Source organism: Saccharopolyspora cebuensis, assembly GCF_039542665.1.
Classification (GTDB): domain Bacteria; phylum Actinomycetota; class Actinomycetes; order Mycobacteriales; family Pseudonocardiaceae; genus Saccharopolyspora; species Saccharopolyspora cebuensis.
In genome coordinates, this window is the sequence record NZ_BAABII010000003.1 from 381,096 (window position 1) to 405,908 (window position 24,813).

Consider the following 24,813-nt stretch of genomic DNA (forward strand, 5'->3'; position numbering starts at 1 on the left):
AACGCCTACCGCGCTCCTGCCGCCGCCGGTGGTTCCCGGTGGTGCGCCGAACGGGGTGGCACAAGAAGGTGTACGGGCCTCGGCCCATCTCGGCGGCGACGTTCGCCGGGACCGGTGCGCGGTAGCAGGGCGACACGCCCGACCGCGGGTACCGGGCACCAGATACCTGAACAGGGGCGGACGAGGGCTGTGGTGCTCTCCGGCCGGGTTTCCGGCGCTGAGAGCGGCCACACGGCTGAGGCCGCGTGGGCATGCCGTCTGCGAGGACGTGCGAGCCCGCTCCCACAACGAAACCGCGGCACGAGACTAGAGGAACGGCAAGCCACCATGGCGGGACAGAAGATCCGCATCCGGCTCAAGGCCTACGACCACGAGGCGATCGACGCGTCTGCGCGCAAGATCGTCGAGACCGTGACGCGCACCGGCGCTCGGGTCGTCGGGCCGGTGCCGCTGCCCACGGAGAAGAACGTCTACTGCGTCATCCGCTCCCCGCACAAGTACAAGGACTCGCGGGAGCACTTCGAGATGCGGACGCACAAGCGCCTCATCGACATCCTCGAGCCGACGCCGAAGACGGTGGACGCGCTGATGCGCATCGACCTGCCGGCCAGCGTCGACGTGAACATCCAGTAGGCGGAGAGATCGAGACTCATGTCTGACAGGCAGATCAAGGGGATTCTGGGCACCAAGCTCGGCATGACCCAGGTCTTCGACGACAACAACCGGGTCGTGCCGGTGACCGTCGTGCAGGCCGGGCCGAACGTGGTCACCCAGATCCGCACCCCGGAGAAGGACGGCTACGCGGCCGTGCAGCTCGCGTTCGGCGCCATCGACCCGCGCAAGGTGAACAAGCCCAAGGGCGGCCACTTCACCAAGGCCGGCGTCACCCCGCGCCGCCACCTGGTCGAGCTGCGCACCACCGACGCCGGTGAGTACGAGGCGGGCCAGGAGATCACCGCCGAGCTGTTCGAGGCCGGCGCGGTGGTCGACGTGGTCGGCACCAGCAAGGGCAAGGGCTTCGCGGGCACCATCAAGCGGCACGGCTTCAGCCGCCAGGGCGAGAGCCACGGTACGCAGGCCGTGCACCGCAAGCCGGGTTCCATCGGCGGCTGCGCCACCCCGGGCCGGGTGTTCAAGGGCATGCGGATGGCCGGCCGGATGGGTTCGGCCCGCGTCACCACCCAGAACCTCAAGGTTCACAAGGTGGAGGGCGAGACCGGCCTGCTGCTGATCAAGGGCGCCATTCCGGGTCCCAAGGGCGGACTGGTGCTGGTGAAGAGTCCCGCGAAGGGTGGTGCGTGATGAGCTTGACGCTCGACGTCCGTACCCCGGACGGCAAGACCGACGGCACGGTCGAGCTGCCCGCCGAGATCTTCGACGCGAAGGCCAACGTGGCCCTGCTGCACCAGGTCGTGGTGGCCCAGCTCGCCGCCGCGCGCCAGGGCACGCACGCGACCAAGACCCGCGGTCAGGTCTCCGGCGGCGGCAAGAAGCCGTACCGGCAGAAGGGCACCGGCAACGCCCGGCAGGGCTCGATCCGGGCCCCGCAGTTCGCCGGTGGTGGCACCGTGCACGGGCCGCAGCCGCGCGACTACACGCAGCGGACCCCGAAGAAGATGAAGCTCGCCGCGCTGCGCGGTGCGCTGTCCGACCGGGTGCGCGCGGGCCAGCTGCACGTCGTCACCCACGTGGTCGGCGCGGAGCAGCCGTCCACCAAGCAGGCCAAGACGGCGCTGCGCACCTGGACCGAGGCCAAGCGGGTGCTGGTCGTGCTCGACCGCTACGAGGAGGAGAACTCCTGGTTGAGCCTGCGGAACCTGCAGCACGTGCACCTGATCGACCCGAGCCAGCTCAACACCTACGACGTGCTGGTCAACGACGACGTGGTGTTCAGCAAGGCCGCCTACGAGCGGTTCGTTGCGGGCCCGGCGAAGGGCCGTTCGGTCAAGGCCGCCGCGTCTTCGGCAGAGGAGGCAGAGCAGTGAGCGCCGACCCGCGGGACATCATCCTCGCGCCGGTGATCTCCGAGAAGAGCTACGGGCTCCTCGAGGAGGGCCAGTACACCTTCCTGGTCCGCCCCGGCTCGAACAAGACCGAGATCAAGATCGCTGTCGAGAAGATCTTCGACGTCAAGGTCACCAACGTCAACACGATCAACCGCCCCGGCAAGCGCAAGCGGTCCCGCACGGGATACGGCAAGCGCAAGGACACCAAGCGGGCGATCGTCACCCTGTCGCCGGAGAGCAAGCCGATCGAGATCTTCGGCGGAACGGCCTCCTGACCGGAAGCTGATGAGGACGAGGTTGCGTTAGAGATGGGCATTCGCAAGTACAAGCCGACGACGCCGGGCCGTCGCGGCTCCAGCGTGTCCGACTTCGCCGAGATCACCCGGTCGGAGCCGGAGAAGTCGCTGCTGCGCCCGCGCCCCAACCGCGCGGGGCGCAACGCGCAGGGCAAGATCACGACGCGGCACAAGGGTGGCGGTCACAAGCGGATGTACCGCGTGATCGACTTCCGCCGCAACGACAAGGACGGTGTGCCGGCCAAGGTCGCGCACATCGAGTACGACCCCAACCGCAGTGCGCGGATCGCGCTGCTGCACTACCGGGACGGCGAGAAGCGCTACATCATCGCCCCGAACGGTGTGAAGCAGGGCGCCATCCTGGAGAGCGGGGTGCGCGCGGACATCAAGGCGGGCAACAACCTGCCGCTGCGCAACATCCCGACCGGCACCGTGGTGCACGCGATCGAGCTCCGCCCCGGCGGCGGCGCCAAGATCGCGCGCTCGGCGGGCGCCCGGGTGCAGCTCGTGGCCAAGGACGGCCCGTACGCCCAGCTGCGGATGCCTTCGGGCGAGATCCGCAACGTGGACGCCCGGTGCCGCGCCACGGTCGGCGAGGTCGGCAACTCGGAGCACGCCAACATCAACTGGGGCAAGGCCGGCCGGATGCGGTGGAAGGGCAAGCGCCCGACCGTCCGCGGTGTCGTCATGAACCCGGTCGACCACCCGCACGGTGGTGGTGAGGGCAAGACCTCCGGTGGTCGCCACCCGGTCAACCCCAAGGGCAGGCCCGAAGGCCGCACCCGCCTCCGCAAGGAAAGCGACAAGCTCATCGTCCGCCGTCGCCGGACCGGCAAGAAGCGCTGAGCAGGGAGGTAAGAACGCATGCCACGCAGCCTGAAGAAGGGCCCGTTCGTGGACGACCACCTGCTCAAGAAGGTGGACGCGCTCAACGAGTCGGGCAAGAAGACGGTGATCAAGACCTGGTCGCGCCGGTCGACGATCATCCCGGACATGATCGGGCACACCCTCGCGGTGCACGACGGCCGGAAGCACATCCCGGTGTTCGTCTCGGAGTCGATGGTCGGGCACAAGCTCGGCGAGTTCGCCCCGACGCGGACCTTCAAGGGACACGTCAAGGATGACCGGAAGTCGCGGCGCCGCTGAGCGGGTCTGTGACACGAACGAGTAAGAGCAAGGGGTAGCAGGATGACAGCCCGTTCCGACGACGCTGCCGCGGAGGAGAACCCGCGCGCAGTGGCGCGGGCCCGGTTCGTCCGCGTGTCGCCGATGAAGGCGCGGCGCGTGGTCGAGCTCATCAAGGGCCGCAGTGCCGCCGACGCCCTGGCCGTGCTCCAGTTCGCGCCGCAGACCGCCAGCGGTCCGGTGTCGAAGGTGCTCGCCAGCGCGATGGCCAACGCCGAGAACAACCTCTCCCTCGACCCGGAGACGTTGTTCGTCGCCCACGCCTACGTGGACGAGGGTCCGACCCTGAAGCGGTTCCGGCCGCGCGCCCAGGGCCGCGCCTACCGCATCCGCAAGCGGACCAGCCACATCACCGTCGAGGTGGAGTCGCGGCCGCAGGCGGCCAGCAAGTCCCGAAAGAGCCAGAAGGGGAGTGCCCGGTAGTGGGTCAGAAGATCAACCCGCACGGCTTCCGACTCGGCATCACCACGGACTGGAAGTCTCGCTGGTACGCCGACAAGCAGTACTCGGAGTACGTCGCGGAGGACGTCAAGATCCGCCGTCAGCTCTCCCGCGGCATGGAGCGCGCCGGGATCGCCAAGGTGGAGATCGAGCGCACCCGTGAGCGGGTGCGGGTGGACATCCACACCGCTCGGCCGGGCATCGTCATCGGCCGCCGCGGTGCCGAGGCGGACCGCATCCGCGGTGCGCTGGAGAAGCTGACCGGCAAGCAGGTCCAGCTCAACATCCTCGAGGTCAAGAACCCCGAGGCGGACGCCCAGCTCGTCGCGCAGGGCGTGGCGGAGCAGCTGTCCAACCGCGTGTCCTTCCGGCGCGCGATGCGCAAGGCCATCCAGTCGGCCATGCGCTCGTCGCAGGTCAAGGGCATCCGGGTGCAGTGCTCGGGTCGCCTCGGCGGTGCGGAGATGTCGCGCACCGAGTTCTACCGCGAGGGTCGCGTCCCGCTGCACACGCTGCGCGCGGACATCGACTACGGCTTCTTCGAGTCCCGCACCACCTTCGGGCGCATCGGCGTCAAGGTGTGGATCTACAAGGGCGAGCTGGTCGGCGGCCTGAAGCAGAAGCAGCAGGAGTCCGAGGTCCGCCCCCCGCGCGGTGGTGAGCGCGGTGGTGGTCGTCCGGAGCGCGGCGGTCGCCGCCGGGCCGGCGGGGACCGCGGCAAGGGCTCGGCCCAGTCCCCGGAGCAGGCGCAGACCGCAGGTGATGTGGCCGCCGCCAACGCTCCGGCCGTCGCTGAGCCGCAGTCCGAAGAGAAGACGGAGGGCTGACACGTGCTCGTCCCACGCAGGGTGAAGTGGCGCAAGAGCCACGCGCCGAAGCGCTCGGGCATGGCCAAGGGCGGCACTCGGATCAACTTCGGCGAGTACGGGATCCAGGCCGTTGAGCACGGCTACGTGACCAACCGCCAGATCGAGTCGGCCCGTATCGCCATCACCCGGCACGTCAAGCGCGGCGGCAAGGTCTGGATCAACATCTTCCCGGACCGCCCGCTGACCAAGAAGCCGGCCGAAACCCGTCAGGGTTCCGGTAAGGGTTCGCCGGAGTCCTGGGTCGCCAACGTCAAGCCCGGTCGCGTCATGTTCGAGTTGACCTTCCCGAACAGGAAGACCGCGATCGAGGCGCTGACCCGCGCGTCCCACAAGCTCCCGATGAAGTGCAAGATCGTGTCCCGCGAGGGTGGTGACTTCTGATGGCAGCGGGTGTCACCGCGGCGGAGCTCCGGGAATTGACCGACGAGGAGCTCGTCGATCGCGTCAAGGAAGCCAAGGAGGAGCTGTTCAACCTCCGCTTCCAGATGGCCACCGGGCAGCTCCAGAACAACCGGCGGCTGCGCGTGGTCCGCAAGGACATCGCCCGGATCTACACCATCATGCGTGAACGCGAACTGGGCCTGACGGTTACGACCGAAGGCGCCGAGGAGGGCGCGGCATGAGCGAGAAAGGACAGGGCGTGGACCGCAACCGCCGCAAGGTCCGCGAGGGGTACGTCGTCTCCGACAAGATGGACAAGACCATCGTGGTCACCCTCGAAGACCGCAAGAAGCACGCCCTCTACGGCAAGGTCATGCGCCAGACCACCAAGGTCAAGGCGCACGACGAGGCCAACACCGCCGGCATCGGCGACCGGGTCCTGCTGATGGAGACCCGGCCGCTGTCGGCCAGCAAGCGCTGGCGGCTCGTCGAGGTCGTGGAGAAGGCCAAGTAGGACGGGGACTCGGGTCCGCGCGGCTGGTTCGTGCGGGCCCGGTTCCGGTGCGCGGGCATTCGGCGGCCGGTGGGGAGCAGTCCCCGCCCGGCCGGTCCGCGCACCTGGTGTGACCGCGCGCGTCAGGTCGGAAATTTGGCGCGCCAGAGTGTGCCCGGGCGGAGAGGTCCGGGTACTTAGGGTCAGGGAGTCAGACGTGATCCAGCAGGAGTCGCGACTTCGCATCGCCGACAACACCGGCGCCAAGGAGATCCTCACCATTCGGGTTCTCGGCGGCTCGGGTCGGCGGTACGCGGGACTCGGGGACATCATCGTGGCGACCGTGAAGGAAGCCATGCCCGGTGCCGGAGTCAAGAAGGGCGATGTGGTCAAGGCCGTCATCGTCCGGCAGAAGAAGGAACGCCGTCGTCCGGACGGTTCGTACATCCGGTTCGACGAGAACGCCGCCGTCCTGGTGAAGCCGAACGGTGAGCCGCGGGGCACCCGCATCTTCGGGCCCGTGGCCCGCGAGCTGCGCGACAAGAAGTTCATGAAGATCATCTCGCTCGCGCCGGAGGTGTTGTGATGAAGATCAAGAAGGGCGACTCGGTCGTCGTCATCTCCGGCAAGGACAAGGGCGCCAAGGGCAAGGTCATCCAGGCCTTCCCGAAGGAGCAGCGGGTCCTCGTCGAGGGCGTCAACCGGATCAAGAAGCACACCAAGGTGTCCCGGACCGAGCGCGGTGCCCAGTCCGGTGGGATCGTCACGCAGGAAGCTCCGATCCACGTCAGCAACGTGATGGTGCTGGACGCGGACGGCAAGCCCACGCGGGTCGGCTACCGCATCGGTGAGGATGGCAAGAAGGTTCGCGTTTCTCGTCGTAACGGTAAGGACATCTGATCATGACCACCGCTGAGAAGATCGTCCCGCGGCTCAAGACCCGCTACCGCGACGAGATCCGCCAGGAGATGACCGACCAGTTCGGCTACAGCAACCCGATGCTGGTGCCCGGCGTGGTCAAGGTCGTGGTGAACATGGGCGTCGGCGACGCCGCCCGGGACAGCAAGCTGATCGAGGGCGCGGTTCGCGACCTGACCATCATCACCGGCCAGCGGCCGGAGATCCGGCGGGCTCGCAAGTCCATCGCCCAGTTCAAGCTCCGCGAGGGGATGCCGATCGGCGCGCGGGTGACCCTGCGCGGCGACCGGATGTGGGAGTTCGTCGACCGCCTGGTCACGATCGCCCTGCCGCGCATCCGCGACTTCCGGGGCCTGTCGCCGAAGCAGTTCGACGGCAACGGCAACTACACGTTCGGGCTGAACGAGCAGTCGATGTTCCACGAGATCGACCCCGACAGCATCGACCGTCCCCGCGGTATGGACATCACCGTCGTGACTACGGCCACCAGTGACGAGGAAGGCCGGGCGCTGCTGCGCAAGCTGGGCTTCCCGTTCAAGGAGAACTGACGTGGCCGGCGTCGAGGGTCGAAACGAGGAGAACTGAGCCGATGGCCAAGAAGGCGCTGATCATCAAGGCCGCTCGCAAGCCCAAGTTCAAGGTGCGCGGGTACACCCGCTGCCAGAAGTGCGGGCGTCCGCGTGCGGTGTACCGCAAGTTCGGCCTGTGCCGGGTGTGCTTCCGCGACATGGCGCACGCGGGCGAGCTGCCCGGCGTGAGCAAGTCCTCCTGGTGAACGCCCGCCTGATGGGGGACTGCCGGTAACCGGTACCCTCATCAGGCGTTAGGAGTGCTTTCAGAACTGCGTGCGGAGCGGTGCTGGTGGCGGAACCTCAGCCGCCGCCTCGCTCCGGGAGCCCTTCCTCATGTACCACCGCGTACACAGCGTCAGGGCTTCCTCACGAGGCGACGACTGAGAACCCGCGGCGGTGCCGGTCGCGTGCCGCACCGCAAGCGGCTCCGCCGCTTTCTGAGAGGACTTCAACCAGGGCTGATGCCCGCTCCGCGGCGAACGCCGTACTTGCACGCCCCATGACGAGCTCCGCCGCCCGCGGCGGGCGCTCCCCAGACCCCGACTTCGTCCAGGCCAGGGTCCAGACGGCCAGCCGGTGCGCCGGGTGGTACGCGGTCCGGACCCGTCGGAACCAGACGAGAAAGGTGAGTTGGTCATGACGATGACCGATCCCATCGCAGACATGCTGACGCGTCTGCGCAACGCCAATTCGGCGTTCCACGACGAGGTCGTGATGCCGCACTCGAAGCTGAAGGCGAACATCGCCGAGATCCTCAAGCGGGAGGGCTACGTGTCCGGTTCCCGCGTCGAGGAGGCCGAGAAGGGCAACAACCTCGTCGTCGAGTTGAAGTTCGGCCCGAACCGCGAGCGGAGCATCGCGGGCCTGCGCCGGGTGTCCAAGCCCGGTCTGCGGGTCTACGCCAAGTCGACCAACCTGCCGAAGGTGCTCGGTGGTCTGGGCGTGGCGATCATCTCGACGTCCGGCGGTCTGATGACCGACCGGCAGGCCATGAAGAACGGCGTGGGCGGGGAAGTTCTCGCCTACGTGTGGTGAGGGAGGAGGAACGGCGCATGTCGCGCATCGGAAAGTTGCCGATCACCGTCCCCTCCGGCGTCGAGGTGACGATCGCCGGTCAGCAGGTGACGGTGAAGGGCCCCAAGGGCTCGCTGGAGCAGAACATCGCGGAGCCGATCGTCGTCGAGCACGACGAGGACGGCTCGGTGCTGGTCAAGCGGCCGGATGACGAGCGGGTGAACCGCTCGCTGCACGGGCTGTCCCGCACGCTGGTCAACAACATGGTGATCGGCGTGAGCCAGGGCTACCGCAAGGACCTGGAGATCCACGGCGTCGGTTACCGCGTGCAGCTCAAGGGCGCGAACCTCGAGTTCGCCCTCGGCTACAGCCACCCGATCGTGGTCGAGCCCCCGGAAGGCATCCAGTTCGCGACCGACGGGCCGACCAAGCTCTCGGTCAGCGGCATCGACAAGCAGCTTGTCGGCGAGATCGCGGCGCGGATCCGCAAGCTGCGCCGTCCGGACCCGTACAAGGGCAAGGGTGTCCGGTACGCGGGTGAGAACATCCGCCGCAAGGTCGGAAAGACGGGTAAGTGACCATGAGCGAGAGCACAGCTACCAAGCGCAAGCCGGTGGGCAAGGACGTCTCGACCGTGCGTCGGATCTCCCGCGCCAAGCGGCACACGCGGATTCGCAAGAAGATCAGCGGCACGGCGGAGCGCCCCCGTCTCGTCGTCACCCGGTCCACGCGGCACATCGTCGCGCAGGTCATCGACGACACCCGGGGCCACACGCTCGCCTCGGCCACCAGCCTGGAGACCGACGTCCGGGCCTTCGAAGGCGACAAGAAGGCCAAGGCCACCAAGGTGGGCGAGCTGGTCGCCGCCCGGGCCAAGAACGCCGGTATCGACAAGGTCGTGTTCGACCGCGGCGGTAACGCCTACCACGGACGGGTCGCCGCACTGGCCGACGCCGCCCGTGACGGCGGTCTGGAGTTCTGACAAGTGCGCAAGAACAACGAAAGGGACGCCTGATGCCTGGACGCACTCGGCGTGAGGGCGGGGAGTCCGGCGGCAAGGACCGCCGGGACCGCCGCGACGGTGGCCGTGGCGGGGCGGCCCAAGAGAAGACCCCGCAGTTCGAACGCGTGGTGACCATCAACCGCGTCGCCAAGGTCGTCAAGGGCGGTCGGCGCTTCAGCTTCACCGCGCTGGTCGTCGTCGGTGACGGCGACGGCATGGTCGGCGTCGGCTACGGCAAGGCCAAGGAAGTTCCCGCGGCCATCGCCAAGGGCGTCGAGGAGGCGAAGAAGAACTTCTTCCGCGTCCCGCGCCTCGCCGGCACGATCACCCACCCGGTCCAGGGCGAGGACGCCGCGGGCGTCGTGCTCCTGCGTCCGGCCAGCGCCGGTACCGGTGTCATCGCCGGTGGCCCGGTGCGCGCGGTGCTGGAGTGCGCCGGTGTCCACGACGTGCTGAGCAAGTCGCTGGGCAGCGACAACCCGATCAACATCGTGCACGCCACGGTGGACGCGCTGAAGCAGCTCCAGCGTCCGGAGGAGGTCGCGGCCCGCCGCGGTCTGCCCCTGGAGGACGTCGCCCCGGCGTTCGTGCTGCGCGCCCGCGCGGGTCAGGGGGCCTGATCGCGATGGCACAGCTGAAGATCACGCAGGTCCGCGGTCTGGTCGGCACCAAGCAGAACCAGCGGGACAGCATGCGCACGCTCGGGCTCCACAAGATCCGCCAGACCGTCGTGCGTCCGGACGCCCCGGAGGTCCGCGGCCTGGTCAACACCGTTCGCCACCTGGTGACGGTCGAGGAGGTCGACTGACATGGTCATCAAGATTCACGACCTGCGGCCGGCCCCTGGCGCCAAGCGCGACAAGATCCGCGTCGGTCGCGGTGAGGCGTCCAAGGGCAAGACCGCCGGTCGCGGTACCAAGGGAACCAAGGCCCGCAAGAACGTGTCGCCGCGCTTCGAGGGTGGGCAGATGCCCATCCAGATGCGGCTGCCGAAGCTGCGGGGCTTCAAGAACCGGTTCCGCGTCGAGTACCAGGGCGTCAACGTCGGCAAGCTGGCGAAGGCCTTCCCGCAGGGCGGCACCGTCGGCATGGACGAGCTGGTCGGCGCCGGCCTGGTGAAGCGCAACGAGCTGGTGAAGATCCTCGGCGACGGGGACCTCGAGGGCATCAAGCTGGAGGTGAGCGCCCACGCGTTCACCGGCAGCGCCCAGGAGAAGATCAACGCCGCCGGCGGTTCGGCCACCAAGCTGGAACGCTGAGACAGCACGAGAGGAGCCGACCGGTCCACCCAGGACCGGTCGGCTCCTTTTCTTTCTCCCGAGGCCCAACCACCCGCACCACCGGCACCCCCGGACCACGCCCGGACGTGAAGTGAGTGAGGGGCACCCTTGCCCAAGTAACTGGGACAAGGGTGCCCCTCACTCACATCACCAACGGGTGAGCCGAGCCCGTCGGTGTTCCAGGTGAGGGGCACCCTGTACCCAGTGACGTGGTACAGGGTGCCCCTCACTCGGGTATCGGACGGGTGAGGACCCCTGGCGGATTCGGCCGGAACCCCTGGCGGATTCGGCCGGAACCCCGGGTGGGGTCGGCTGGAACCCCGGGCGGGAGTCCGGTGCGGGGTGGGCGGTGCCGGGGGTCGCCGGGCGGGTGCGGTCCGCCGGTGGGGGTCGTGCGGGAGCCGTCCGGTTGCCGGGTTCGGTTGCGCCGGTGGGGGTTTCGGGCGCGCGGTGGTTGCGGCGGAGGATCGGGCGTGCACTGACCGTGGTTCTCGTCGGTGATCCTTCGGTCGCTGATTGTGCACGTGTCGGCGCCTGCTAGAGTCGCCCCGGCGGCACCTGCCAACCGGCGGTGCTGCGATGCTTTTACCGCCGCGCCGGCCTGCCAGCCGGCCACCGTCCCGGCCGGTTCCCACCGGCTCGCGTACAGGAGGTTCGCGTGCTCGGCGCCTTCCGCTCGGCTCTGACGACGCCGGACCTGCGGCGCAAGATCCTGTTCACCCTGGGCATGGTCGTGCTGTACCGGGTCGGGGCGACGATTCCGTCCCCCGGGGTCTCGTACCCGAACATCCAGCAGTGCATCCAGCAGATCGAGGGCGGCGATTCGCAGAGCGTCTACTCGCTGCTGAACCTGTTCAGCGGTGGTGCGCTGCTCCAGCTCTCGGTGCTGTCGCTGGGGATCATGCCCTACATCACCGCGAGCATCATCATCCAGTTGCTCCAGGTGGTCATCCCCAGGTTCGAGCAGCTCAAGAAGGAAGGCCAGTCCGGCCAGACCAAGCTCACCCAGTACACCCGGTACCTGACCATCGCGCTCGCGGTGCTGCAGGCGACCGGCATCGTGGCGCTGGCGGTGCGCGGGCAGCTCTTCCAGGGCTGCACGGTCGAGGTCATCCCGGACGACTCGATCCTGAACCTCATCGTCATCGTCGTCACGATGACCGCCGGTGCGGCGCTGCTGATGTGGATGGGCGAGCTGATCACCGAGCGCGGCGTCGGCAACGGCATGTCGCTGCTGATCTTCGTGTCCATCGCGGCCCGCATCCCGGCCGAGGGCGGCGCGATCCTGAACTCCCACGGCCCGCTCGTCTTCACCGTGGTCTGCGCCTTCGCCGTGGCGATCATCGCCACCGTGGTGTTCATCGAGCAGGCCCAGCGCCGGATCCCGGTGCAGTACGCCAAGCGGATGATCGGTCGCCGGATGTACGGCGGCACCTCCACCTACCTGCCGCTGAAGGTGAACCAGGCGGGTGTGATCCCGGTCATCTTCGGTTCCTCGCTGCTGTACCTGCCGCAGCTCCTCGGCCAGCTCACGGGCAACGCCGACAGCTGGTGGAGCCGGTTCATCCAGAACCACATCGTCGATCCGTCGAGCTGGGTGCACATCCTGCTGTACATGGCGTTGATCATCTTCTTCGCCTACTTCTACGTGTCGATCACGTTCAACCCGGAGGAGCGGGCGGACGACATGAAGAAGTTCGGCGGGTTCATCCCGGGCATCCGCCCGGGGCGGCCGACCGCCGAGTACCTCAGCTTCGTGCTCTCCCGCATCACCCTGCCCGGGTCGCTGTACCTGGGCATCATCGCGATCCTCCCGAACTTCTTCCTCGGCCTCACCGGCAGCGGGCAGAACCAGAACTTCCCGTTCGGCGGTACGGCCGTGCTGATCATGGTCAACGTCGGTCTCGACACCGTGAAGCAGATCGAGAGCCAGTTGACCCAGCGGAAGTACGAAGGTTTCCTTCGGTAGTTGACCAGCGCGCCCCGTTCGGGGCGCAGGTCGCCGAGGGCCTCGCCCGTCGGGATCCGGTGTGCCATGCGTATCGTGGGAACATGTGCCGGTCCCCCGGGGAGGTGGGGCGGTACGCGGTGCGCTCGTCGGCAAGGCGGCGTGCGAACGGATGATTCGGAGGCAGACCGTTGGTGCGATTGGTTCTCGTCGGCCCGCCCGGAGCGGGCAAGGGCACCCAGGCGGCCGTGCTGAGCGAACAGCTCGCGGTACCGCACATCTCCACCGGAGATCTGTTCCGCGCGAACATCGGCAACTCGACGCCGCTGGGCCAGAAGGCGCAGAGCTTCATGGACGCTGGTGAGCTCGTCCCCGACGAGGTGACCAACGAGATGGTCCGCGAGCGGCTGGCGGAGTCCGACGCGCAGCAGGGCTTCCTGCTGGACGGCTACCCGCGCAACACGGCGCAGGCCGACGTCCTCGCCGACATCCTGGCCGAGAACGGCACCGAGCTGGGCGCCGTGCTCAGCTTCGACGTGCCGGAGGAGGAGCTGGTCCGGCGGATGCTGGCCCGCGGCCGTTCGGACGACACCGAGGACGTCATCCGGCGCAGGCTGGCGGTGTACCGCTCGGAGACCGAGCCGCTGCTCCAGCACTACGGCGAGAAGGTCATCACCATCGACGCCGTCGGCTCCGTCGAGGAGATCACCGCGCGGGCGCTGGACGCGCTCGGCGCGCGGAGCTGAACCCGACGTCGGGGCGGGTGCGCACCGCCTCGACGTCCCATCGAACCTGCGGAGGGGCGGCAGTGTTGCGTCGAGGCAAGGGCATCGAGCTCAAGTCGACCGGTGAGATCCAGGCGATGCGGGCGGCGGGCCTGGTCGTGGCGCGCGCGCTCGGCGCGGTGCGGGCGCACGCCGCGCCCGGGGTGAGCACCGGTGAGCTCGACGAGGTCGCCGACCAGGTGATCCGGGACGCGGGTGCGGTGCCGTCGTTCAAGGGCTACCACGGGTTCCCGGCGTCGATCTGCGCCTCGGTGAACGAGAAGGTCGTGCACGGTATCCCGTCGCGCACCGAGGTGCTGGCCGAGGGCGATCTGCTGTCGGTGGACTGCGGCGCGATCCTGGAGGGCTGGCACGGCGACTCCGCGGTGACCCTGCCGATCGGCGCGATCAGCGCGGCCGACCAGGCGCTGTCGGCGGCCACCGAGGCGGCCATGTGGGCGGGCGTCGAGCAGGTGCGGGCGGGCAACAAGCTGACCGACATCTCGCACGCCGTGGAGTCGGCGGCGCGGGCCGCGGCGGACCGCGACGGCGTGGCCTACGGGATCATCGCCGAGTACGGCGGGCACGGCATCGGCACCCAGATGCACATGGAGCCGTTCCTGCCGAACCTGGGCAAGCCGGGCAAGGGCCCGAAGCTGCGGGTCGGCATGGCGCTGGCCGTCGAGCCGATGCTCACCGGCGGGACGGCCGACACCGAGGAGCTCGACGACGAGTGGACCGTGGTCACCGCCGACGGCTCCCGGGCGTCGCACTGGGAGCACACGGTGGCCATCACCGAGGACGGCCCGTGGGTGCTCACCGCGCCGGAGTGAGCGGCCGCCGGCACGCGTAGACGCGGGCCGGCGGGACGTTGCGCCACACCGCGCTGCGCGGCAGCACCTCGTCGAACACCTCGTCGAGGGCGCCGACGAACTCGCGGGTCCGGACCCGCCAGAGCGTCGTGAGGTACGTGACGGTGGTGAACACGCCGTTCGGGTCGAGCACCCGCGCGATCTCGTCGAGCAGGGCGCGCTGCTCCCCGGGCGGCAGCAGGGTCCACGGGAGGCTGCTGATCACCGCGTCGACGCTGCGCACCCCGGCCTCGTCGAGCAGGGTGCGCAGGTGCGCGGCATCGCCTTCGACGACCTCCAGCCAGGGCTTCGCGCGGCGCAGGTAGTCGACCATCCCGCGGTCGATCTCGACGGCGAGGTGCCGGGACCCGTCCGGGATGCGGGCCCGCAGCGCGTCGCTGAGCGGCCCGGTGCCGGGGCCGAGTTCGAGGACGGTGGGCGTCCCGGTGGACGGGACCACCTCGGCGACGGCCTCGGCGACGTAGCGGGAGGTGGGCAGGACGGCGCCGAAGGTGGCCGGTTCGCGCAGCGCGCGGGTGGCGAACGTCCGGTACTCCCGCAGCTTCGCGGCGATGCTCACGGTTTCTCCTGGGGGCGCAGCGGGCGCCGGCAGATGTAGTGCAGGATCGGTGGTGCGTTGAGCCAGGTGACGCTGGTCAGCACCTCGTCGAAGGTACCGCCCAGCAGCTCCCGGAACCGCTTGCCGCCCACGCTGCGGCTGGCGGGCAGGTAGGTCAGCGCGGTGAACGCCCCGTGCGGCACCAGGACCTCGACGGCCTGGTCGAGGATGCGGCGCTGCCCGGCGTCGTCGATCAGCGACCACGGGATGCTGCTGATGACGGCGTCCACCCGCTCGACGCCCCGGTCGGCCAGCAGCGCGGTGAGCTCGCCCGCGTCGCCGTTGACGACTTCCAGCCAGGGCTTGTTCCGCCGCAGGTGGGTTGCGAGCTCGGCGCCGAGTTCGACGCCGAGGTGCCGGGCGCCCGGGGGCAGCCTGCGGTGGATGCCGTCGCTGAGCGAGCCGGTGCCGGGGCCGAGCTCGACGACCACCGGTTCACCCGTGGTGGGGACCACCTGGGAGACCACCGCGGCGACCGCCGGGGAGGTCGGGGTGGCGGCGCCCATCATCCGGGGGTTGTGCACCGCGCTGGTCAGGAAGGTGCGGTACTCGTCGAACTTGCCGACCGCGTCCCGCACGGTCCGGCCGAGCCGCGAATCGCGGTGGTCCTGGTGGGCTGTCACGATGCTCCTCGGAGTCGGTGTGTCCGGCGCGCCTGGCCCTGCCGGGTGACGATCTCCGGCTGCGCCGGGATGACTGTGACACGTGTGGCGGGCGGTGGCTGCCGAGGGACCGGGTGCCGTGGCTCACCTCCGACCGCTGGTAGCGGTGCTGCCGGTACCAGGGCGTTGCCTGGAACCTAGTGAGGCGGCGAGCGGCGTCGCAACCGCCGTGCCGGGGGCCTCACCCGGCGGTGTGGCCGCCATGAGCTGCCCCGATGTGGAAGCCGGTTCACGCGGCGCGTACGATGGAGCCTCGGCGCATTCGTCGCGCCGGTTCGTCGTGCCTGTGCACCTCGTGGCGGCTCTTCCGAGTCCGGTACCGGGGCAAACTCGTTCGTCCGGACCGTAGCGGCGTGCGTCCGCTGCTCCCGCCGGGCCTTCCGGTGCGCGCAGCGGGACTCCAAGTCCGAAAACCGTCACCGTCACGAAACGCGGAGGACATGGGCAAGAAGGACGGGGCCATTGAGGTCGAGGGTCGCGTGATCGAGCCGCTCCCCAACGCGATGTTCCGCGTCGAGTTGGAGAACGGCCACAAGGTCCTCGCACACATCAGTGGCAAGATGCGTCAGCACTACATCCGCATCCTGCCCGAGGACCGGGTCGTCGTGGAGCTCTCGCCGTACGACCTCTCCCGTGGGCGCATCGTCTACCGCTACAAGTGACCTCCACGGTGTCCGGGTCGAGCCCGGACACGCGTCCGAGCAGGAGAGCACGACCGTGAAGGTCCAGCCGAGTGTGAAGCGAATCTGCGACAAGTGCCAGGTCATCCGCCGTCACGGGCGGGTCCTGGTGATCTGCGACAACAAGCGCCACAAGCAGCGCCAGGGTTGATCGCGGCGCTCGTCGCCACCGCAGTGGAAGAACTCCCCAGACCTGCGGGCCCGCACGTGGGTCCGTTGACCCCCGGAGCCAGGCCGGGGCTGCCGCTCCCGCGGCAGGTGGTGGGGGAGCAAACCTGGACGACAGAAGGAGAACCTGCCTGATGGCAAGGGTTGTCGGCGTCGATCTCCCGCGCGAGAAGCGCATGGAGATCGCGCTCACCTACATCTACGGGGTCGGCCGCACGCGGGCCAAGGAGATCCTGGCGGGCACGGGCATCTCGCCCGACGTCCGTCCGAAGGAGCTCGACGACGAACAGCTCACCGCGCTGCGCGACTACATCGAGGCCAGCTACCGGGTCGAGGGCGACCTCCGCCGCGAGGTCCAGGCCGACATCCGCCGGAAGATCGAGATCGGGTGCTACCAGGGCGTGCGGCACCGCCGCCACCTCCCGGTGCACGGGCAGCGGACCAAGACCAACGCCCGCACCCGCAAGGGACCGAAGAAGACGGTCGCCGGCAAGAAGAAGGCCAAGAAGTAAACCTCGCGAGGAGCTGAGCTATGCCACCGAAGGCTCGCGCCGGGGCCGTCAAGAAGGTCAGGCGCAAGGAAAAGAAGAACGTCGCTCATGGGCAGGCCCACATCAAGAGCACGTTCAACAACACGATCGTGTCGATCACCGATCCCACGGGTGCGGTGATCTCCTGGGCCTCCGCCGGCCACGTCGGGTTCAAGGGCTCCCGGAAGTCCACCCCGTTCGCCGCGCAGATGGCCGCCGAGAACGCGGCCCGCAAGGCCGCCGAGCACGGCATGAAGAAGGTCGACGTCTTCGTCAAGGGCCCGGGCTCGGGCCGCGAGACGGCGATCCGCTCGCTGCAGGCCGCCGGCCTCGAGGTCGGCACCATCCAGGACGTGACCCCGCAGCCGCACAACGGGTGCCGCCCGCCGAAGCGGCGTCGGGTCTGAGCCGCGGGAAGGAGAGTAGACACCAATGGCTCGTTACACCGGTCCCGCGACCCGCAAGTCCCGTCGTCTGAAGGTCGACCTCATCGGAGGCGACCAGGCGTTCGAGCGTCGTCCGTACCCGCCGGGGCAGCACGGTCGCGCCCGCATCAAGGAAACCGAATACCTGCTGCAGCTCCAGGAGAAGCAGAAGGCGCGCTACACCTACGGTGTGCTGGAGCGGCAGTTCCGCTCGTACTACGAGGAGGCCAACCGGCTTCCCGGCAAGACGGGTGAGAACCTGCTGCAGCTCCTGGAGTCCCGCCTGGACAACGTCGTCTACCGGTCGGGCCTGGCCCGCACCCGGCGGATGGCGCGCCAGCTCGTCAGCCACGGCCACTTCGTGGTCAACGGCAAGCGGGTCGACGTCCCGAGCTTCCAGGTCTCGAAGTGGGACATCATCGACGTCAAGCCGAAGTCGCTGGGCACCACGCCGTTCCTGATCGCCAAGGAGACCCTCGGCGAGCGGCCGGTCCCGGCCTGGCTGCAGGTCGTCCCGTCGAACCTGCGGATCCTGGTGCACCAGCGCCCGGAGCGCGCGCAGATCGACACCCCGGTCACCGAGCAGCTCATCGTCGAGCTCTACTCGAAGTGATGCTGCGCCGCCGGCGGTCGTGCGACCGCCGGCGGTCGGCGGTGGTGGCTCCGGACGCCGCCACCGGGCTCGTTCCACATCGGAACGGGCACGCCATTCCATCGGCGTCATATGGCGGGCGCCGTGAGGAAAGGAAACCGAAGTGCTCATCTCCCAGCGACCCACACTGGCCGAAGAGGTCGTGTCGGACACCCGCTCCCGGTTCGTCATCGAGCCGCTGGAGCCGGGCTTCGGCTACACCCTCGGGAACTCGCTGCGCCGGACGCTGCTCTCGTCCATCCCGGGCGCGGCGGTCACCAGCCTGCGCATCGACGGTGTGCTGCACGAGTTCACCACCATCCCGGGCGTGAAGGAGGACGTCACCGACGTCATCCTGAACCTCAAGGAGCTGGTCGTCAGCTCCGAGGAGGACGAGCCGGTCACGATGTACCTGCGCAAGCAGGGGCCGGGCGAGGTCACCGCCGCCGACATCGTGCCGCCCGCGGGCGTCACGGTGCACAACCCCGATCTGCACATCGCCACGCTGAACGCGAAGGGCAAGCTGGAGATCGAGCTCGTCGTCGAGCGCGGTCGCGGTTACGTCCCGGCGATGCAGAACAAGCAGACCGGCGCCGAGATCGGCCGCATCCCGGTCGACTCGATCTACTCGCCGGTGCTGAAGGTGACCTACAAGGTCGAGGCCACCCGGGTCGAGCAGCGCACGGACTTCGACAAGCTGATCCTCGACGTCGAGACCAAGCCGTCGATCACCGCCCGCGACGCGGTGGCCTCGGCCGGTCGGACCCTCGTCGAGCTGTTCGGGCTCGCCCGCGAGCTCAACATCGACGCCGAGGGCATCGAGATCGGCCCGTCGCCCGCCGAGGCCGACACCATCGCGGCCTACGCGATGCCGATCGAGGACCTCGACCTGACGGTGCGCTCGTACAACTGCCTCAAGCGCGAGGGCATCCACACCGTCGGCGAGCTGGTCTCGCGCAGCGAGGCCGACCTGCTGGACATCCGCAACTTCGGTGCGAAGTCCATCGACGAGGTCAAGATGAAGCTGGCCGGTCTGAGCCTGGCGCTCAAGGACAGCCCGCCCGGGTTCGACCCGTCCGCCGCCGCGGCGGAGTACCCGTCCGAGGGCTGGGCCGCCGAGCCCACCGTCGGCTCGGTGGGTCCGCTCGACGACAACGGCTTCGACGACGGTCAGGACTACGCGGAGACAGAGCAGCTTTAAGGCTGTGTTGCGCGTCCGGGGTACCGGCGCGCCCTGAGAGGAGCTACCGATGCCCACCCCGACCAAGGGACCGCGCCTCGGCGGGTCGTCCGCGCACGAGCGGTTGATGCTGGCCAACCTGGCCACCGCGCTGTTCGAGCACGGCCGGATCACCACCACCGAGGCCAAGGCCAAGCGGTTGCGCCCGCTGGCCGAGCGGCTGATCACCAAGGCGAAGAAGGGCGACCTGCACAACCGTCGCGAGGTCATGAAGACCATCCGCGACAAGGACGTCGTGCACAAGCTGTTCGCCGAGATCGGGCCGTTCTTCGCGGACCGCAACGGCGGTTACACCCGCATCATCAAGACGATGCCGCGCAGGGGCGACAACGCGAAGATGGCCGTCATCGCGCTGGTGACCGAGAAGACCGCCACCGCTGAGGCGGAGGCCGCTCGGGGCACCACCTTCGCGAAGGACGAGCCGAAGGCCGAGGAGCCGGCCGCGGAGACCACCGAGGCCGCCGAGTCGACCGAGTCCGCCGAGGCCCCGGCCGACACCGAGGCCAAGGCCGAGGACACCGCTGCGGAGAAGAAGGACGAGTCCTGACTCCAGCTCGCGCTGACGAGCCCGCCGCCCCCACCGGGGACGGCGGGCTCGTCCGTCTTCGCCTCGAAGTGTCCTACGACGGGACCGGCTTCTCGGGGTGGGCGCGGCAACCGGGCCTGCGCACGGTGCAAGGCCTGCTGGAGGACGCCCTCGCCAAGCAGCCGCCGGGCGCGGAGGTCCCGCGTTCGGTCGTGGTGGCCGGGCGGACCGACGCCGGGGTGCACGCCGAGGGGCAGGTCGTGCACGTCGACGTGGTCCCGTTCGGACCGCAGGACGGCCGCCGGGGGCTCCCGGTGGACGAGGGCGGCATCCCGGACCTGGACCGGATGCGCCACCGGTGGAACCGCATCCTGCCCGGCGACGTCCGGGTGCTCGGCGCGGCGGTGGCCCCGGAGGGCTTCGACGCCCGGTTCTCCGCGCTGCGGCGGCACTACCGCTACCAGGTCTCGGACGCGCCGTGGGGCGTCGATCCGCTGCGCCGGGCCGACACCCTGGCCTGGAACCGCCCGGTGGACGTCGCCGCGCTCAACGCCGCGGCGGCGGACCTGCTGGGACTGCACGACTTCGCCGCGTACTGCAAGGCCCGCGAGGGCGCGACCACGGTGCGCGAGCTGCAGCGCTTCGAGTGGGAGCGGGTGGACCGGCACCTGATCGTCGCCCGGGTCAGCGCGGACGCGTTCTGCCATTCGATGGTGCGCAGCCTGGTGGGCTCGCTGCTCATGGTCGGCGACGGCAGGCGCGGCACCGGCTGGCCCGCCGAACTGCTCGGCGGCACCGACCGGACCAGCGCCGTCGCCCCGGCCCACGGTCTCACCCTGGTCGGCGTCGACTACCCGGACCCGACCGAGCTCGCCGCCCGGGCCGAACGCACCAGAGCCCTCCGCACCCTCTGAACCCCCCGAACGTGAACTGAGTGAGGGGCACCCTTGTCCCAGTAACTTGGGCAAGGGTGCCCCTCACTCATCTCCCGAACGGGTGAAACGGGTGGGGAATGCGCGAACCCCGCCTTCCCGGGGGAGGGCGGGGTTCGCGCGGTGGTGCGCCGGGATCAGTCGCCGCGGCGGACCGGGCCGAGGATCTCCTGCTCCTTGTCCTGGGTGACCAGCCGGATCTGCGACCAGAGCATGTTGCCCAGCGCGATGGCCTGGTCGTCCTTGAGCTGGGTGAGCTGGTGCGCCTGCTGCGGGTGCAGCGTCCAGATCCGCTGGGCGAGCTGCGCCTGGTTCAGCGGGAGCCGTTGCAGCAGCACCAGGTCCGCGGTGTTGGCCGCCGCGCCGCTGCTCACCTGCGGGTGCAGGTAGGGCAGCACGTAGAGCGTGGTCTGCCACGGGGCGCGCGGCGGGAACAGCTCCTGGGGCACGGCGCCGCCGTCGTGGATCACCAGCAGCGGGGTGTCCTCGGAGGACCGGGGCAGCGCGAACGGTTCGAGGCGGCGGACCTGCACCAGCGGCACCGGCTTGCCGTCGGGCGTCTGCCCGGCGGCGCGTTCCAGCATCTTCCAGGCCGCCGGGCGGCCGGTGGCGATGAGCACCCAGGCACCGGTGGCCATCGCGCGCAGCGCCAGCAGCCGGGCCAGGTAGAGCCCGCCGACGCCGACCATCCTGGTGGGCTGCGGGCGCAGCACCGAGGCGGCGAGCGCGTTGCCCGCCGCGTCGGACCCGATCACCATGCCGCCGCGGTCGCCGGGCGGGCTGACCGCGTCCAGGGTCTCGGGCGTCACCAGGAATTCCGGTGCGGCGCCCTGGGCCCCGGGAACGTCGATGGTCCTGCTCCGGCTCATGCCGCACCTCCCAGCGGCACCGTCGCGGCGTAGCCCGCGAGTTGCGAGCCGCGCAGCGGGGTCAGGGTCAGGCCGAGCCGGTTGCTGATCGACTGCAGCCGCTCGTCGGCCTTGTCGAGCTCGGCGGGGGTCCGGGCGCTGACCCGGACGAGACCGCGCAGGCCCACCTCGTTCTCCTCGCCGACCGGCGAGATGGACATCGCGATGCTGGTGGACAGCGCGCGGATGCCGCTGAGCGCGTTGAGGCTGTGGCTCATCTGGTTCGGCCAGCCCGTGATCGCGTAGCTGGAGTGGCCGACGCCGCCCGCGGTGACGCCGTTCCAGCGCTCCTTGAGCCCGACCGGGCGCTGCGAGCCGAGCACGCCGTGCAGCTCGGCCGAGGAGATCCCGGCCTGCAGCAGCTCGTCCGGGCCGAGCGGCCGGGTCGGGATGTTCTGCCGCTCCAGGGCGCTGCGGACCCGGGACAGGGCGCCGATCAGCGCCCGGTGCGCGCCGACGATCCCGCCGCCGCGCTCGCCGATCGCCTTGGCGCACAGCTGCGGGTCGAGGCGGACCGCGACCCAGGTGGTGCGCCGCGCGGCGGCGGCGAGCGGGCCGAGCACCTCCAGGTAGGAGTTCAGCGCCGGCGAGTTCGACGGCAGCGCGGCGCTGCCCGGGTAGCAGTGCCAGATGACCTGGATGGCGTCGAGCACCACCCCGCGGTCCTCCAGGCACGGCGCGAGCACGCCCAGCGGCAGGTTCTGCGCCGAACCCACGGTGTTGAGCAGCGACGGCGTCGGCTCGACCATGAGGACCGCGGTCCACTTGCCGTTGTGCCAGGCGAGTCCGACCGGGTTGCGGTCGTGGTCCTGGGTGCGCGCGATCACCAGGTCTTCGACGACCAGCCGCAGCAGCGCGATCCGGTGGTTCTCGTCCGGACCGATGATGCCGTCGCCGTCCTTGTCCTCAGCGGGCTCGGACAGGTCGACGTTCGCCGGGTCGGACACCCGGGTGTGGCTGCGGCCGCGGTATTCCAGCACCAGGCCGAACCACTGGGTGAACCAGCGGCCGCGGCGGCGCAGCAGCGCGATGATCAGCGCGACCAGCGCGACGCCCGCGCTCGCCGGCCACAGCATCGGGTTGATCAGCACGAGGACCAGGCCGATGGCCAGGCCCACCTCGATGAGCACGATGTTGGCCGCTGGAATGCCGCCGAGCGTCACGCCGTTGAGGCGCCGCCGCCGTGCGCGGATCCGGGCGCGGGGCGGGTTGGCGGACGCGGGAGCTTTCGGCTGGGCCGGATGTTGTGCGGTGACGGACATCCGTTCGGTCTCTCCCCCTCGCAGGTAGGTGCGGCACACGGCGCGCGGAGTAGCGGGCCTCGGAGCAACCGCGTGACGACAATACTGATGGACTAGGTCGAACCGCACCCATTCGGCATGTCTCTGCGGCTATCCTGCGAAACCGTACCTCGGACGGGAGAGCTGTAGGCGAAGAATGGCATCAACACCCACGACCAAATCACAGGTCCAGGCATATCGCTTCGTGCTGCGCCGGATGGAATCGGCGCTGGTGCGCAAAGACGCGGTGATGCTCCACGATCCCATGGGCTCCCACAAGCGCGCGACCGTCACCGGTGTCATCCTCGCGGGCATCGGGATGATCGGCTTCCTGGTGTGGGGCCTGTTCAGCGGCAAGGGAACCGTTCCCGACCCGGGCTCGATCGTCATCGCCAAGGAGAGCGGCAGCGTCTTCGTCGTCACCTCCGACGAAGCCGCGGACAAGCGGCTGATCCCGATGATGAACATGGCCTCGGCCCGGCTGCTGGTGATGGCGCAGGGCGGCGGCGCGGGCGGCGGTCCGGCGCAGCCGACCGTCGTCAAGGAGACCGCGCTGGCCGAGGTGCCGCGCGGCTCGCTCACCGGGCTGGTCAACGCCCCGACGTTCCTGCCGGACGCGAAGAACCAGGCCAAGCCGTCGTGGGCCATCTGCGACGTCGGCCAGGTCAGGGGCAACCTCAACGAGTCGATGATCGAGGGCGCGACCGAGGTCCACACCACGGTGATCGGCGGCGACGACCAGCACGGCACCGAGCTGGCCCCGGGCCAGTCCCTGTTCGTGCGGGACGAGTCCTCCGGCCAGGACTACCTGGTCTACCGGGTGGACGACCCGGGCCGGCCGAACACCGAGACGGTGAAGGCCAAGGTCGGTTCCGGCGAGAACACGGTGCGCGACGTCTACGGCCTCCGGGGCGCGACGCCGCGTTCGATCAGCACCAACATGCTCAACGCGATCCCGAACGCCCCGGACCTCACCGTGCCCGAGGTGAGCGGCACGGGGCAGAGCCTGGACTACATGGGCGGTCGCTACGAGGCCGGTGACGTGGTGCGCCGCACCGTGCCGGGCCAGCCGGACCAGTTCTTCGTCCTGCTGAGCTCCGGCAAGCAGGAGATCGGCGAGGGCGCCGCCGCGGTGCTGCACGCGGACAAGAACGGCGCCCAGGACATCCCCAACGCCACCGGTGCGGTCACCGACGCGCCGCAGGCCGAGGACGCCGACCAGCTCCGGGTCGGGCAGTTCCCGATCGAGGTGCCCGAGCCGGTGTCCTTCCGGGAGTCCGACACGTCCTGCCTGAGCTGGAACAACCTCAACGGCGACCACCACATCACGGTGACCCTGAGCAAGGGCTCGCCGACCGCGAAGGCGCCGGTGGAGCTGGCCCAGGCCGACCAGGCCGGCCCGCAGGTCGACTTCTTCTACATGCCGCCGGGCAAGGCCGCCGTCATCCGCGGGGCCTCCAACGAGGCGGGCGCCGACAGCGGGCCGATCTTCCTGATCAGCGACCGCGGTGTGCAGTACGGGGTCAAGGACGCCGCGACGGCCACCGGGCTCGGCGTGGTCGGCAGCGGACGGGACATCGAGGCCGGACCGGCGTGGTTGCTGCGGACCCTGCCGGAGGGCGACTTCCTCGACCCGGCCGCGGCGAACATGACCTACGACTCGGTGCCGGTCGGTCCGGGCGTGAACCGGGCGGCGGGCGACCAGCCCCAGCAGGACCAGCAGCAGCAGACCGGGGGTGGCTCCGGGAGCTGATGCCGGAACCGAACCGGCTGGTGCCGACGTCCGAGGGGTGAGCGATCCGCCCGCAGCGCCGCGTCGCTGCGGGCGGATCGTCGTTTCGTCCGGCGGGCGCGGGGCGCCGCCGGGGAGGGAGGGGTGCATGTCCGGGATCAGGGTCGACGTGGAATGGCTGGACCGCTACGCGGGCGAGGTGCGCGCGGCGGGGGAGGAGCTCGTCTCGGCGGAGGGCGCGCTGGAGCCCGCCGAGCTGGGGACCGAGGCGTTCGGCGAACTCGGCCGCGACGCCGCCCGCTCCTACCAGCGGTTGTGCGCGCTGCTGCGGGACCAGACGCGGCGCGCGGGGGAGGCGCTGAGCAGCGCCGGGGACGAACTGGGCGAGGTCGTCGCGCACCACTCCGGCGGCGACGACGACACCGCCGCCGATCTGGCCAGGAAGCAGGAGTGGTGACC

38 protein-coding genes are annotated in these 24,813 nt (G+C 69.8%); 34 read left to right on the plus strand and 4 right to left on the minus strand.

Annotated elements, in window-relative coordinates; all coding sequences use genetic code 11:
* Nucleotides 1–327: 327 nt before the first annotated feature.
* The 24 genes from rpsJ to map all read left to right on the plus strand — a co-directional run bounded on the left by rpsJ (nt 328) and on the right by map (nt 14,003).
* Nucleotides 328–633: a 30S ribosomal protein S10 gene (gene rpsJ / locus ABD976_RS04575; protein ID WP_009948626.1), complete on the plus strand. Its 306-nt coding sequence runs from the start codon at nt 328–330 to the stop codon at nt 631–633.
* An 18-nt stretch (nt 634–651) separates the two neighbouring features.
* Nucleotides 652–1,302 (plus strand): 50S ribosomal protein L3, encoded by a 651-nt coding sequence (gene rplC, locus ABD976_RS04580; protein ID WP_345357578.1) that lies wholly within the window; start codon nt 652–654, stop codon nt 1,300–1,302.
* Nucleotides 1,302–1,985, plus strand: a complete 684-nt coding sequence (rplD, locus tag ABD976_RS04585) for a 50S ribosomal protein L4 (protein WP_345357581.1) — start codon at nt 1,302–1,304, stop codon at nt 1,983–1,985. Before rplC ends, rplD begins: the two co-directional genes overlap by 1 nt.
* Nucleotides 1,982–2,281 carry a 50S ribosomal protein L23 gene (gene rplW, locus ABD976_RS04590; RefSeq protein ID WP_345357584.1) on the plus strand — a complete coding sequence of 100 codons (300 nt, stop codon included), beginning with the start codon at nt 1,982–1,984 and terminating at the stop codon, nt 2,279–2,281. The genes rplD and rplW overlap by 4 nt, the downstream gene beginning before the upstream one ends.
* 33 nt (nt 2,282–2,314) lie before the next feature.
* Nucleotides 2,315–3,148 (plus strand): 50S ribosomal protein L2, encoded by an 834-nt coding sequence (rplB, locus tag ABD976_RS04595; RefSeq protein WP_345357587.1) that lies wholly within the window; start codon nt 2,315–2,317, stop codon nt 3,146–3,148.
* 18 nt (nt 3,149–3,166) lie between these two features.
* The gene (gene rpsS / locus ABD976_RS04600; RefSeq protein ID WP_345357590.1) at nt 3,167–3,448 is read left to right on the plus strand and encodes a 30S ribosomal protein S19; all 282 of its coding nucleotides are present in this window, start codon (nt 3,167–3,169) and stop codon (nt 3,446–3,448) included.
* 42 nt (nt 3,449–3,490) lie between these two features.
* A complete protein-coding gene (gene rplV, locus ABD976_RS04605; RefSeq protein WP_345357593.1) occupies nt 3,491–3,910 on the plus strand; it encodes a 50S ribosomal protein L22 in 420 nt (139 codons plus the stop codon).
* Nucleotides 3,910–4,755, plus strand: coding sequence for a 30S ribosomal protein S3 (rpsC, locus tag ABD976_RS04610; protein ID WP_345357596.1), 846 nt, complete (start codon nt 3,910–3,912; stop codon nt 4,753–4,755). The genes rplV and rpsC overlap by 1 nt, the downstream gene beginning before the upstream one ends.
* Nucleotides 4,756–4,758: 3 nt before the next feature.
* On the plus strand, nt 4,759–5,178 hold the full coding sequence (rplP, locus tag ABD976_RS04615; RefSeq protein ID WP_345357599.1) for a 50S ribosomal protein L16: 420 nt from the start codon (nt 4,759–4,761) through the stop codon (nt 5,176–5,178).
* Entirely contained in the window at nt 5,178–5,420 is a 243-nt protein-coding gene (gene rpmC, locus ABD976_RS04620; protein WP_345357602.1) for a 50S ribosomal protein L29, read from the plus strand. The genes rplP and rpmC overlap by 1 nt, the downstream gene beginning before the upstream one ends.
* The gene (gene rpsQ, locus ABD976_RS04625) at nt 5,417–5,692 is read left to right on the plus strand and encodes a 30S ribosomal protein S17 (protein WP_345357605.1); all 276 of its coding nucleotides are present in this window, start codon (nt 5,417–5,419) and stop codon (nt 5,690–5,692) included. Before rpmC ends, rpsQ begins: the two co-directional genes overlap by 4 nt.
* Before the next feature lie 196 nt (nt 5,693–5,888).
* Nucleotides 5,889–6,257 (plus strand): 50S ribosomal protein L14, encoded by a 369-nt coding sequence (gene rplN, locus ABD976_RS04630; RefSeq protein WP_345357608.1) that lies wholly within the window; start codon nt 5,889–5,891, stop codon nt 6,255–6,257.
* Complete coding sequence (gene rplX / locus ABD976_RS04635; protein WP_345357611.1) at nt 6,257–6,571, plus strand: 50S ribosomal protein L24; 315 nt, start codon at nt 6,257–6,259, stop codon at nt 6,569–6,571. Before rplN ends, rplX begins: the two co-directional genes overlap by 1 nt.
* A gap of 2 nt (nt 6,572–6,573) precedes the next feature.
* On the plus strand, nt 6,574–7,137 hold the full coding sequence (gene rplE, locus ABD976_RS04640; RefSeq protein WP_345357614.1) for a 50S ribosomal protein L5: 564 nt from the start codon (nt 6,574–6,576) through the stop codon (nt 7,135–7,137).
* A 41-nt stretch (nt 7,138–7,178) separates the two neighbouring features.
* On the plus strand, nt 7,179–7,364 hold the full coding sequence (locus ABD976_RS04645) for a type Z 30S ribosomal protein S14 (RefSeq protein WP_345357617.1): 186 nt from the start codon (nt 7,179–7,181) through the stop codon (nt 7,362–7,364).
* 433 nt (nt 7,365–7,797) lie between these two features.
* On the plus strand, nt 7,798–8,196 hold the full coding sequence (rpsH, locus tag ABD976_RS04650; protein WP_345357620.1) for a 30S ribosomal protein S8: 399 nt from the start codon (nt 7,798–7,800) through the stop codon (nt 8,194–8,196).
* A 17-nt stretch (nt 8,197–8,213) separates the two neighbouring features.
* Entirely contained in the window at nt 8,214–8,753 is a 540-nt protein-coding gene (gene rplF / locus ABD976_RS04655; protein ID WP_345357623.1) for a 50S ribosomal protein L6, read from the plus strand.
* Nucleotides 8,754–8,755: 2 nt separating this feature from the next.
* Nucleotides 8,756–9,157 (plus strand): 50S ribosomal protein L18, encoded by a 402-nt coding sequence (gene rplR, locus ABD976_RS04660; RefSeq protein WP_345357626.1) that lies wholly within the window; start codon nt 8,756–8,758, stop codon nt 9,155–9,157.
* 32 nt (nt 9,158–9,189) lie between these two features.
* A complete protein-coding gene (gene rpsE / locus ABD976_RS04665) occupies nt 9,190–9,798 on the plus strand; it encodes a 30S ribosomal protein S5 (RefSeq protein ID WP_345357629.1) in 609 nt (202 codons plus the stop codon).
* A gap of 5 nt (nt 9,799–9,803) precedes the next feature.
* The gene (rpmD, locus tag ABD976_RS04670; protein ID WP_345357632.1) at nt 9,804–9,986 is read left to right on the plus strand and encodes a 50S ribosomal protein L30; all 183 of its coding nucleotides are present in this window, start codon (nt 9,804–9,806) and stop codon (nt 9,984–9,986) included.
* Nucleotide 9,987: 1 nt separating this feature from the next.
* Entirely contained in the window at nt 9,988–10,437 is a 450-nt protein-coding gene (gene rplO / locus ABD976_RS04675) for a 50S ribosomal protein L15 (protein ID WP_345357634.1), read from the plus strand.
* A 679-nt stretch (nt 10,438–11,116) separates the two neighbouring features.
* Nucleotides 11,117–12,427, plus strand: a complete 1,311-nt coding sequence (gene secY, locus ABD976_RS04680; protein ID WP_345357637.1) for a preprotein translocase subunit SecY — start codon at nt 11,117–11,119, stop codon at nt 12,425–12,427.
* A 170-nt stretch (nt 12,428–12,597) separates the two neighbouring features.
* Nucleotides 12,598–13,152 (plus strand): adenylate kinase, encoded by a 555-nt coding sequence (locus ABD976_RS04685; RefSeq protein ID WP_345357640.1) that lies wholly within the window; start codon nt 12,598–12,600, stop codon nt 13,150–13,152.
* A gap of 62 nt (nt 13,153–13,214) precedes the next feature.
* Complete coding sequence (gene map / locus ABD976_RS04690; RefSeq protein WP_345357643.1) at nt 13,215–14,003, plus strand: type I methionyl aminopeptidase; 789 nt, start codon at nt 13,215–13,217, stop codon at nt 14,001–14,003.
* Here map and ABD976_RS04695 read toward each other — a convergent pair.
* Both ABD976_RS04695 and ABD976_RS04700 read right to left on the minus strand, forming a co-directional pair.
* Nucleotides 13,987–14,601 carry a class I SAM-dependent methyltransferase gene (locus tag ABD976_RS04695; protein WP_345357646.1) on the minus strand — a complete coding sequence of 205 codons (615 nt, stop codon included), beginning with the start codon at nt 14,599–14,601 and terminating at the stop codon, nt 13,987–13,989. The two genes, map and ABD976_RS04695, sit on opposite strands and share 17 nt — an antisense overlap.
* Nucleotides 14,598–15,263 carry a class I SAM-dependent methyltransferase gene (locus ABD976_RS04700; protein WP_345357649.1) on the minus strand — a complete coding sequence of 222 codons (666 nt, stop codon included), beginning with the start codon at nt 15,261–15,263 and terminating at the stop codon, nt 14,598–14,600. The genes ABD976_RS04695 and ABD976_RS04700 overlap by 4 nt, the downstream gene beginning before the upstream one ends.
* A gap of 479 nt (nt 15,264–15,742) precedes the next feature.
* Between ABD976_RS04700 and infA the strand changes: the two genes are divergently transcribed.
* From infA to truA, 8 genes are all read left to right on the plus strand, one after another.
* A complete protein-coding gene (gene infA, locus ABD976_RS04705; protein WP_009948665.1) occupies nt 15,743–15,964 on the plus strand; it encodes a translation initiation factor IF-1 in 222 nt (73 codons plus the stop codon).
* A 55-nt stretch (nt 15,965–16,019) separates the two neighbouring features.
* Entirely contained in the window at nt 16,020–16,133 is a 114-nt protein-coding gene (gene rpmJ, locus ABD976_RS04710; RefSeq protein WP_345357652.1) for a 50S ribosomal protein L36, read from the plus strand.
* A 151-nt stretch (nt 16,134–16,284) separates the two neighbouring features.
* Entirely contained in the window at nt 16,285–16,662 is a 378-nt protein-coding gene (gene rpsM, locus ABD976_RS04715) for a 30S ribosomal protein S13 (RefSeq protein WP_345357655.1), read from the plus strand.
* A gap of 20 nt (nt 16,663–16,682) precedes the next feature.
* Nucleotides 16,683–17,087, plus strand: a complete 405-nt coding sequence (gene rpsK / locus ABD976_RS04720; RefSeq protein WP_093414154.1) for a 30S ribosomal protein S11 — start codon at nt 16,683–16,685, stop codon at nt 17,085–17,087.
* Nucleotides 17,088–17,112: 25 nt separating this feature from the next.
* Entirely contained in the window at nt 17,113–17,718 is a 606-nt protein-coding gene (gene rpsD / locus ABD976_RS04725; protein ID WP_345357660.1) for a 30S ribosomal protein S4, read from the plus strand.
* A gap of 142 nt (nt 17,719–17,860) precedes the next feature.
* Nucleotides 17,861–18,937, plus strand: coding sequence for a DNA-directed RNA polymerase subunit alpha (locus ABD976_RS04730; RefSeq protein ID WP_345357663.1), 1,077 nt, complete (start codon nt 17,861–17,863; stop codon nt 18,935–18,937).
* Between the two features lie 49 nt (nt 18,938–18,986).
* Nucleotides 18,987–19,523 carry a 50S ribosomal protein L17 gene (rplQ, locus tag ABD976_RS04735; RefSeq protein WP_345357666.1) on the plus strand — a complete coding sequence of 179 codons (537 nt, stop codon included), beginning with the start codon at nt 18,987–18,989 and terminating at the stop codon, nt 19,521–19,523.
* Nucleotides 19,524–19,591: 68 nt separating this feature from the next.
* The gene (gene truA / locus ABD976_RS04740; protein ID WP_345357669.1) at nt 19,592–20,416 is read left to right on the plus strand and encodes a tRNA pseudouridine(38-40) synthase TruA; all 825 of its coding nucleotides are present in this window, start codon (nt 19,592–19,594) and stop codon (nt 20,414–20,416) included.
* A 155-nt stretch (nt 20,417–20,571) separates the two neighbouring features.
* Here truA and ABD976_RS04745 read toward each other — a convergent pair whose 3' ends face one another.
* Both ABD976_RS04745 and eccE read right to left on the minus strand, forming a co-directional pair.
* Entirely contained in the window at nt 20,572–21,303 is a 732-nt protein-coding gene (locus ABD976_RS04745; protein WP_345357672.1) for a hypothetical protein, read from the minus strand.
* Nucleotides 21,300–22,604 carry a type VII secretion protein EccE gene (gene eccE, locus ABD976_RS04750; RefSeq protein ID WP_345357675.1) on the minus strand — a complete coding sequence of 435 codons (1,305 nt, stop codon included), beginning with the start codon at nt 22,602–22,604 and terminating at the stop codon, nt 21,300–21,302. The genes ABD976_RS04745 and eccE overlap by 4 nt, the downstream gene beginning before the upstream one ends.
* A gap of 175 nt (nt 22,605–22,779) precedes the next feature.
* Here eccE and eccB point away from each other — a divergent pair, with 175 nt between their 5' ends.
* Together eccB and ABD976_RS04760 are read left to right on the plus strand one after the other, a co-directional pair.
* Nucleotides 22,780–24,375, plus strand: a complete 1,596-nt coding sequence (eccB, locus tag ABD976_RS04755) for a type VII secretion protein EccB (protein WP_345357678.1) — start codon at nt 22,780–22,782, stop codon at nt 24,373–24,375.
* Between the two features lie 127 nt (nt 24,376–24,502).
* The gene (locus ABD976_RS04760; RefSeq protein ID WP_345357681.1) at nt 24,503–24,811 is read left to right on the plus strand and encodes a hypothetical protein; all 309 of its coding nucleotides are present in this window, start codon (nt 24,503–24,505) and stop codon (nt 24,809–24,811) included.
* The last annotated feature ends 2 nt before the right edge of the window (nt 24,812–24,813 follow it).

Coding starts and splice junctions, on each gene's coding strand:
- rplQ (WP_345357666.1), top strand. CDS start 18,987: ATGCCCACCCCGACCAAGGGACCGCGCCTCGGCGGGTCGTCCGCGCAC.
- rpsD (WP_345357660.1), top strand. CDS start 17,113: ATGGCTCGTTACACCGGTCCCGCGACCCGCAAGTCCCGTCGTCTGAAG.
- rpsQ (WP_345357605.1), top strand. CDS start 5,417: ATGAGCGAGAAAGGACAGGGCGTGGACCGCAACCGCCGCAAGGTCCGC.
- eccE (WP_345357675.1), bottom strand. CDS start 22,604: ATGTCCGTCACCGCACAACATCCGGCCCAGCCGAAAGCTCCCGCGTCC.
- rplR (WP_345357626.1), top strand. CDS start 8,756: ATGAGCGAGAGCACAGCTACCAAGCGCAAGCCGGTGGGCAAGGACGTC.
- ABD976_RS04645 (WP_345357617.1), top strand. CDS start 7,179: ATGGCCAAGAAGGCGCTGATCATCAAGGCCGCTCGCAAGCCCAAGTTC.
- rplF (WP_345357623.1), top strand. CDS start 8,214: ATGTCGCGCATCGGAAAGTTGCCGATCACCGTCCCCTCCGGCGTCGAG.
- rplD (WP_345357581.1), top strand. CDS start 1,302: ATGAGCTTGACGCTCGACGTCCGTACCCCGGACGGCAAGACCGACGGC.
- rplO (WP_345357634.1), top strand. CDS start 9,988: ATGGTCATCAAGATTCACGACCTGCGGCCGGCCCCTGGCGCCAAGCGC.
- rpsM (WP_345357655.1), top strand. CDS start 16,285: ATGGCAAGGGTTGTCGGCGTCGATCTCCCGCGCGAGAAGCGCATGGAG.
- infA (WP_009948665.1), top strand. CDS start 15,743: ATGGGCAAGAAGGACGGGGCCATTGAGGTCGAGGGTCGCGTGATCGAG.
- rplC (WP_345357578.1), top strand. CDS start 652: ATGTCTGACAGGCAGATCAAGGGGATTCTGGGCACCAAGCTCGGCATG.
- rplE (WP_345357614.1), top strand. CDS start 6,574: ATGACCACCGCTGAGAAGATCGTCCCGCGGCTCAAGACCCGCTACCGC.
- ABD976_RS04760 (WP_345357681.1), top strand. CDS start 24,503: ATGTCCGGGATCAGGGTCGACGTGGAATGGCTGGACCGCTACGCGGGC.
- eccB (WP_345357678.1), top strand. CDS start 22,780: ATGGCATCAACACCCACGACCAAATCACAGGTCCAGGCATATCGCTTC.
- rplB (WP_345357587.1), top strand. CDS start 2,315: ATGGGCATTCGCAAGTACAAGCCGACGACGCCGGGCCGTCGCGGCTCC.
- rpsE (WP_345357629.1), top strand. CDS start 9,190: ATGCCTGGACGCACTCGGCGTGAGGGCGGGGAGTCCGGCGGCAAGGAC.
- rpmD (WP_345357632.1), top strand. CDS start 9,804: ATGGCACAGCTGAAGATCACGCAGGTCCGCGGTCTGGTCGGCACCAAG.
- ABD976_RS04745 (WP_345357672.1), bottom strand. CDS start 21,303: ATGAGCCGGAGCAGGACCATCGACGTTCCCGGGGCCCAGGGCGCCGCA.
- rpsS (WP_345357590.1), top strand. CDS start 3,167: ATGCCACGCAGCCTGAAGAAGGGCCCGTTCGTGGACGACCACCTGCTC.
- rplX (WP_345357611.1), top strand. CDS start 6,257: ATGAAGATCAAGAAGGGCGACTCGGTCGTCGTCATCTCCGGCAAGGAC.
- rpsJ (WP_009948626.1), top strand. CDS start 328: ATGGCGGGACAGAAGATCCGCATCCGGCTCAAGGCCTACGACCACGAG.
- rplV (WP_345357593.1), top strand. CDS start 3,491: ATGACAGCCCGTTCCGACGACGCTGCCGCGGAGGAGAACCCGCGCGCA.
- rpmC (WP_345357602.1), top strand. CDS start 5,178: ATGGCAGCGGGTGTCACCGCGGCGGAGCTCCGGGAATTGACCGACGAG.
- rpsK (WP_093414154.1), top strand. CDS start 16,683: ATGCCACCGAAGGCTCGCGCCGGGGCCGTCAAGAAGGTCAGGCGCAAG.
- rpsH (WP_345357620.1), top strand. CDS start 7,798: ATGACGATGACCGATCCCATCGCAGACATGCTGACGCGTCTGCGCAAC.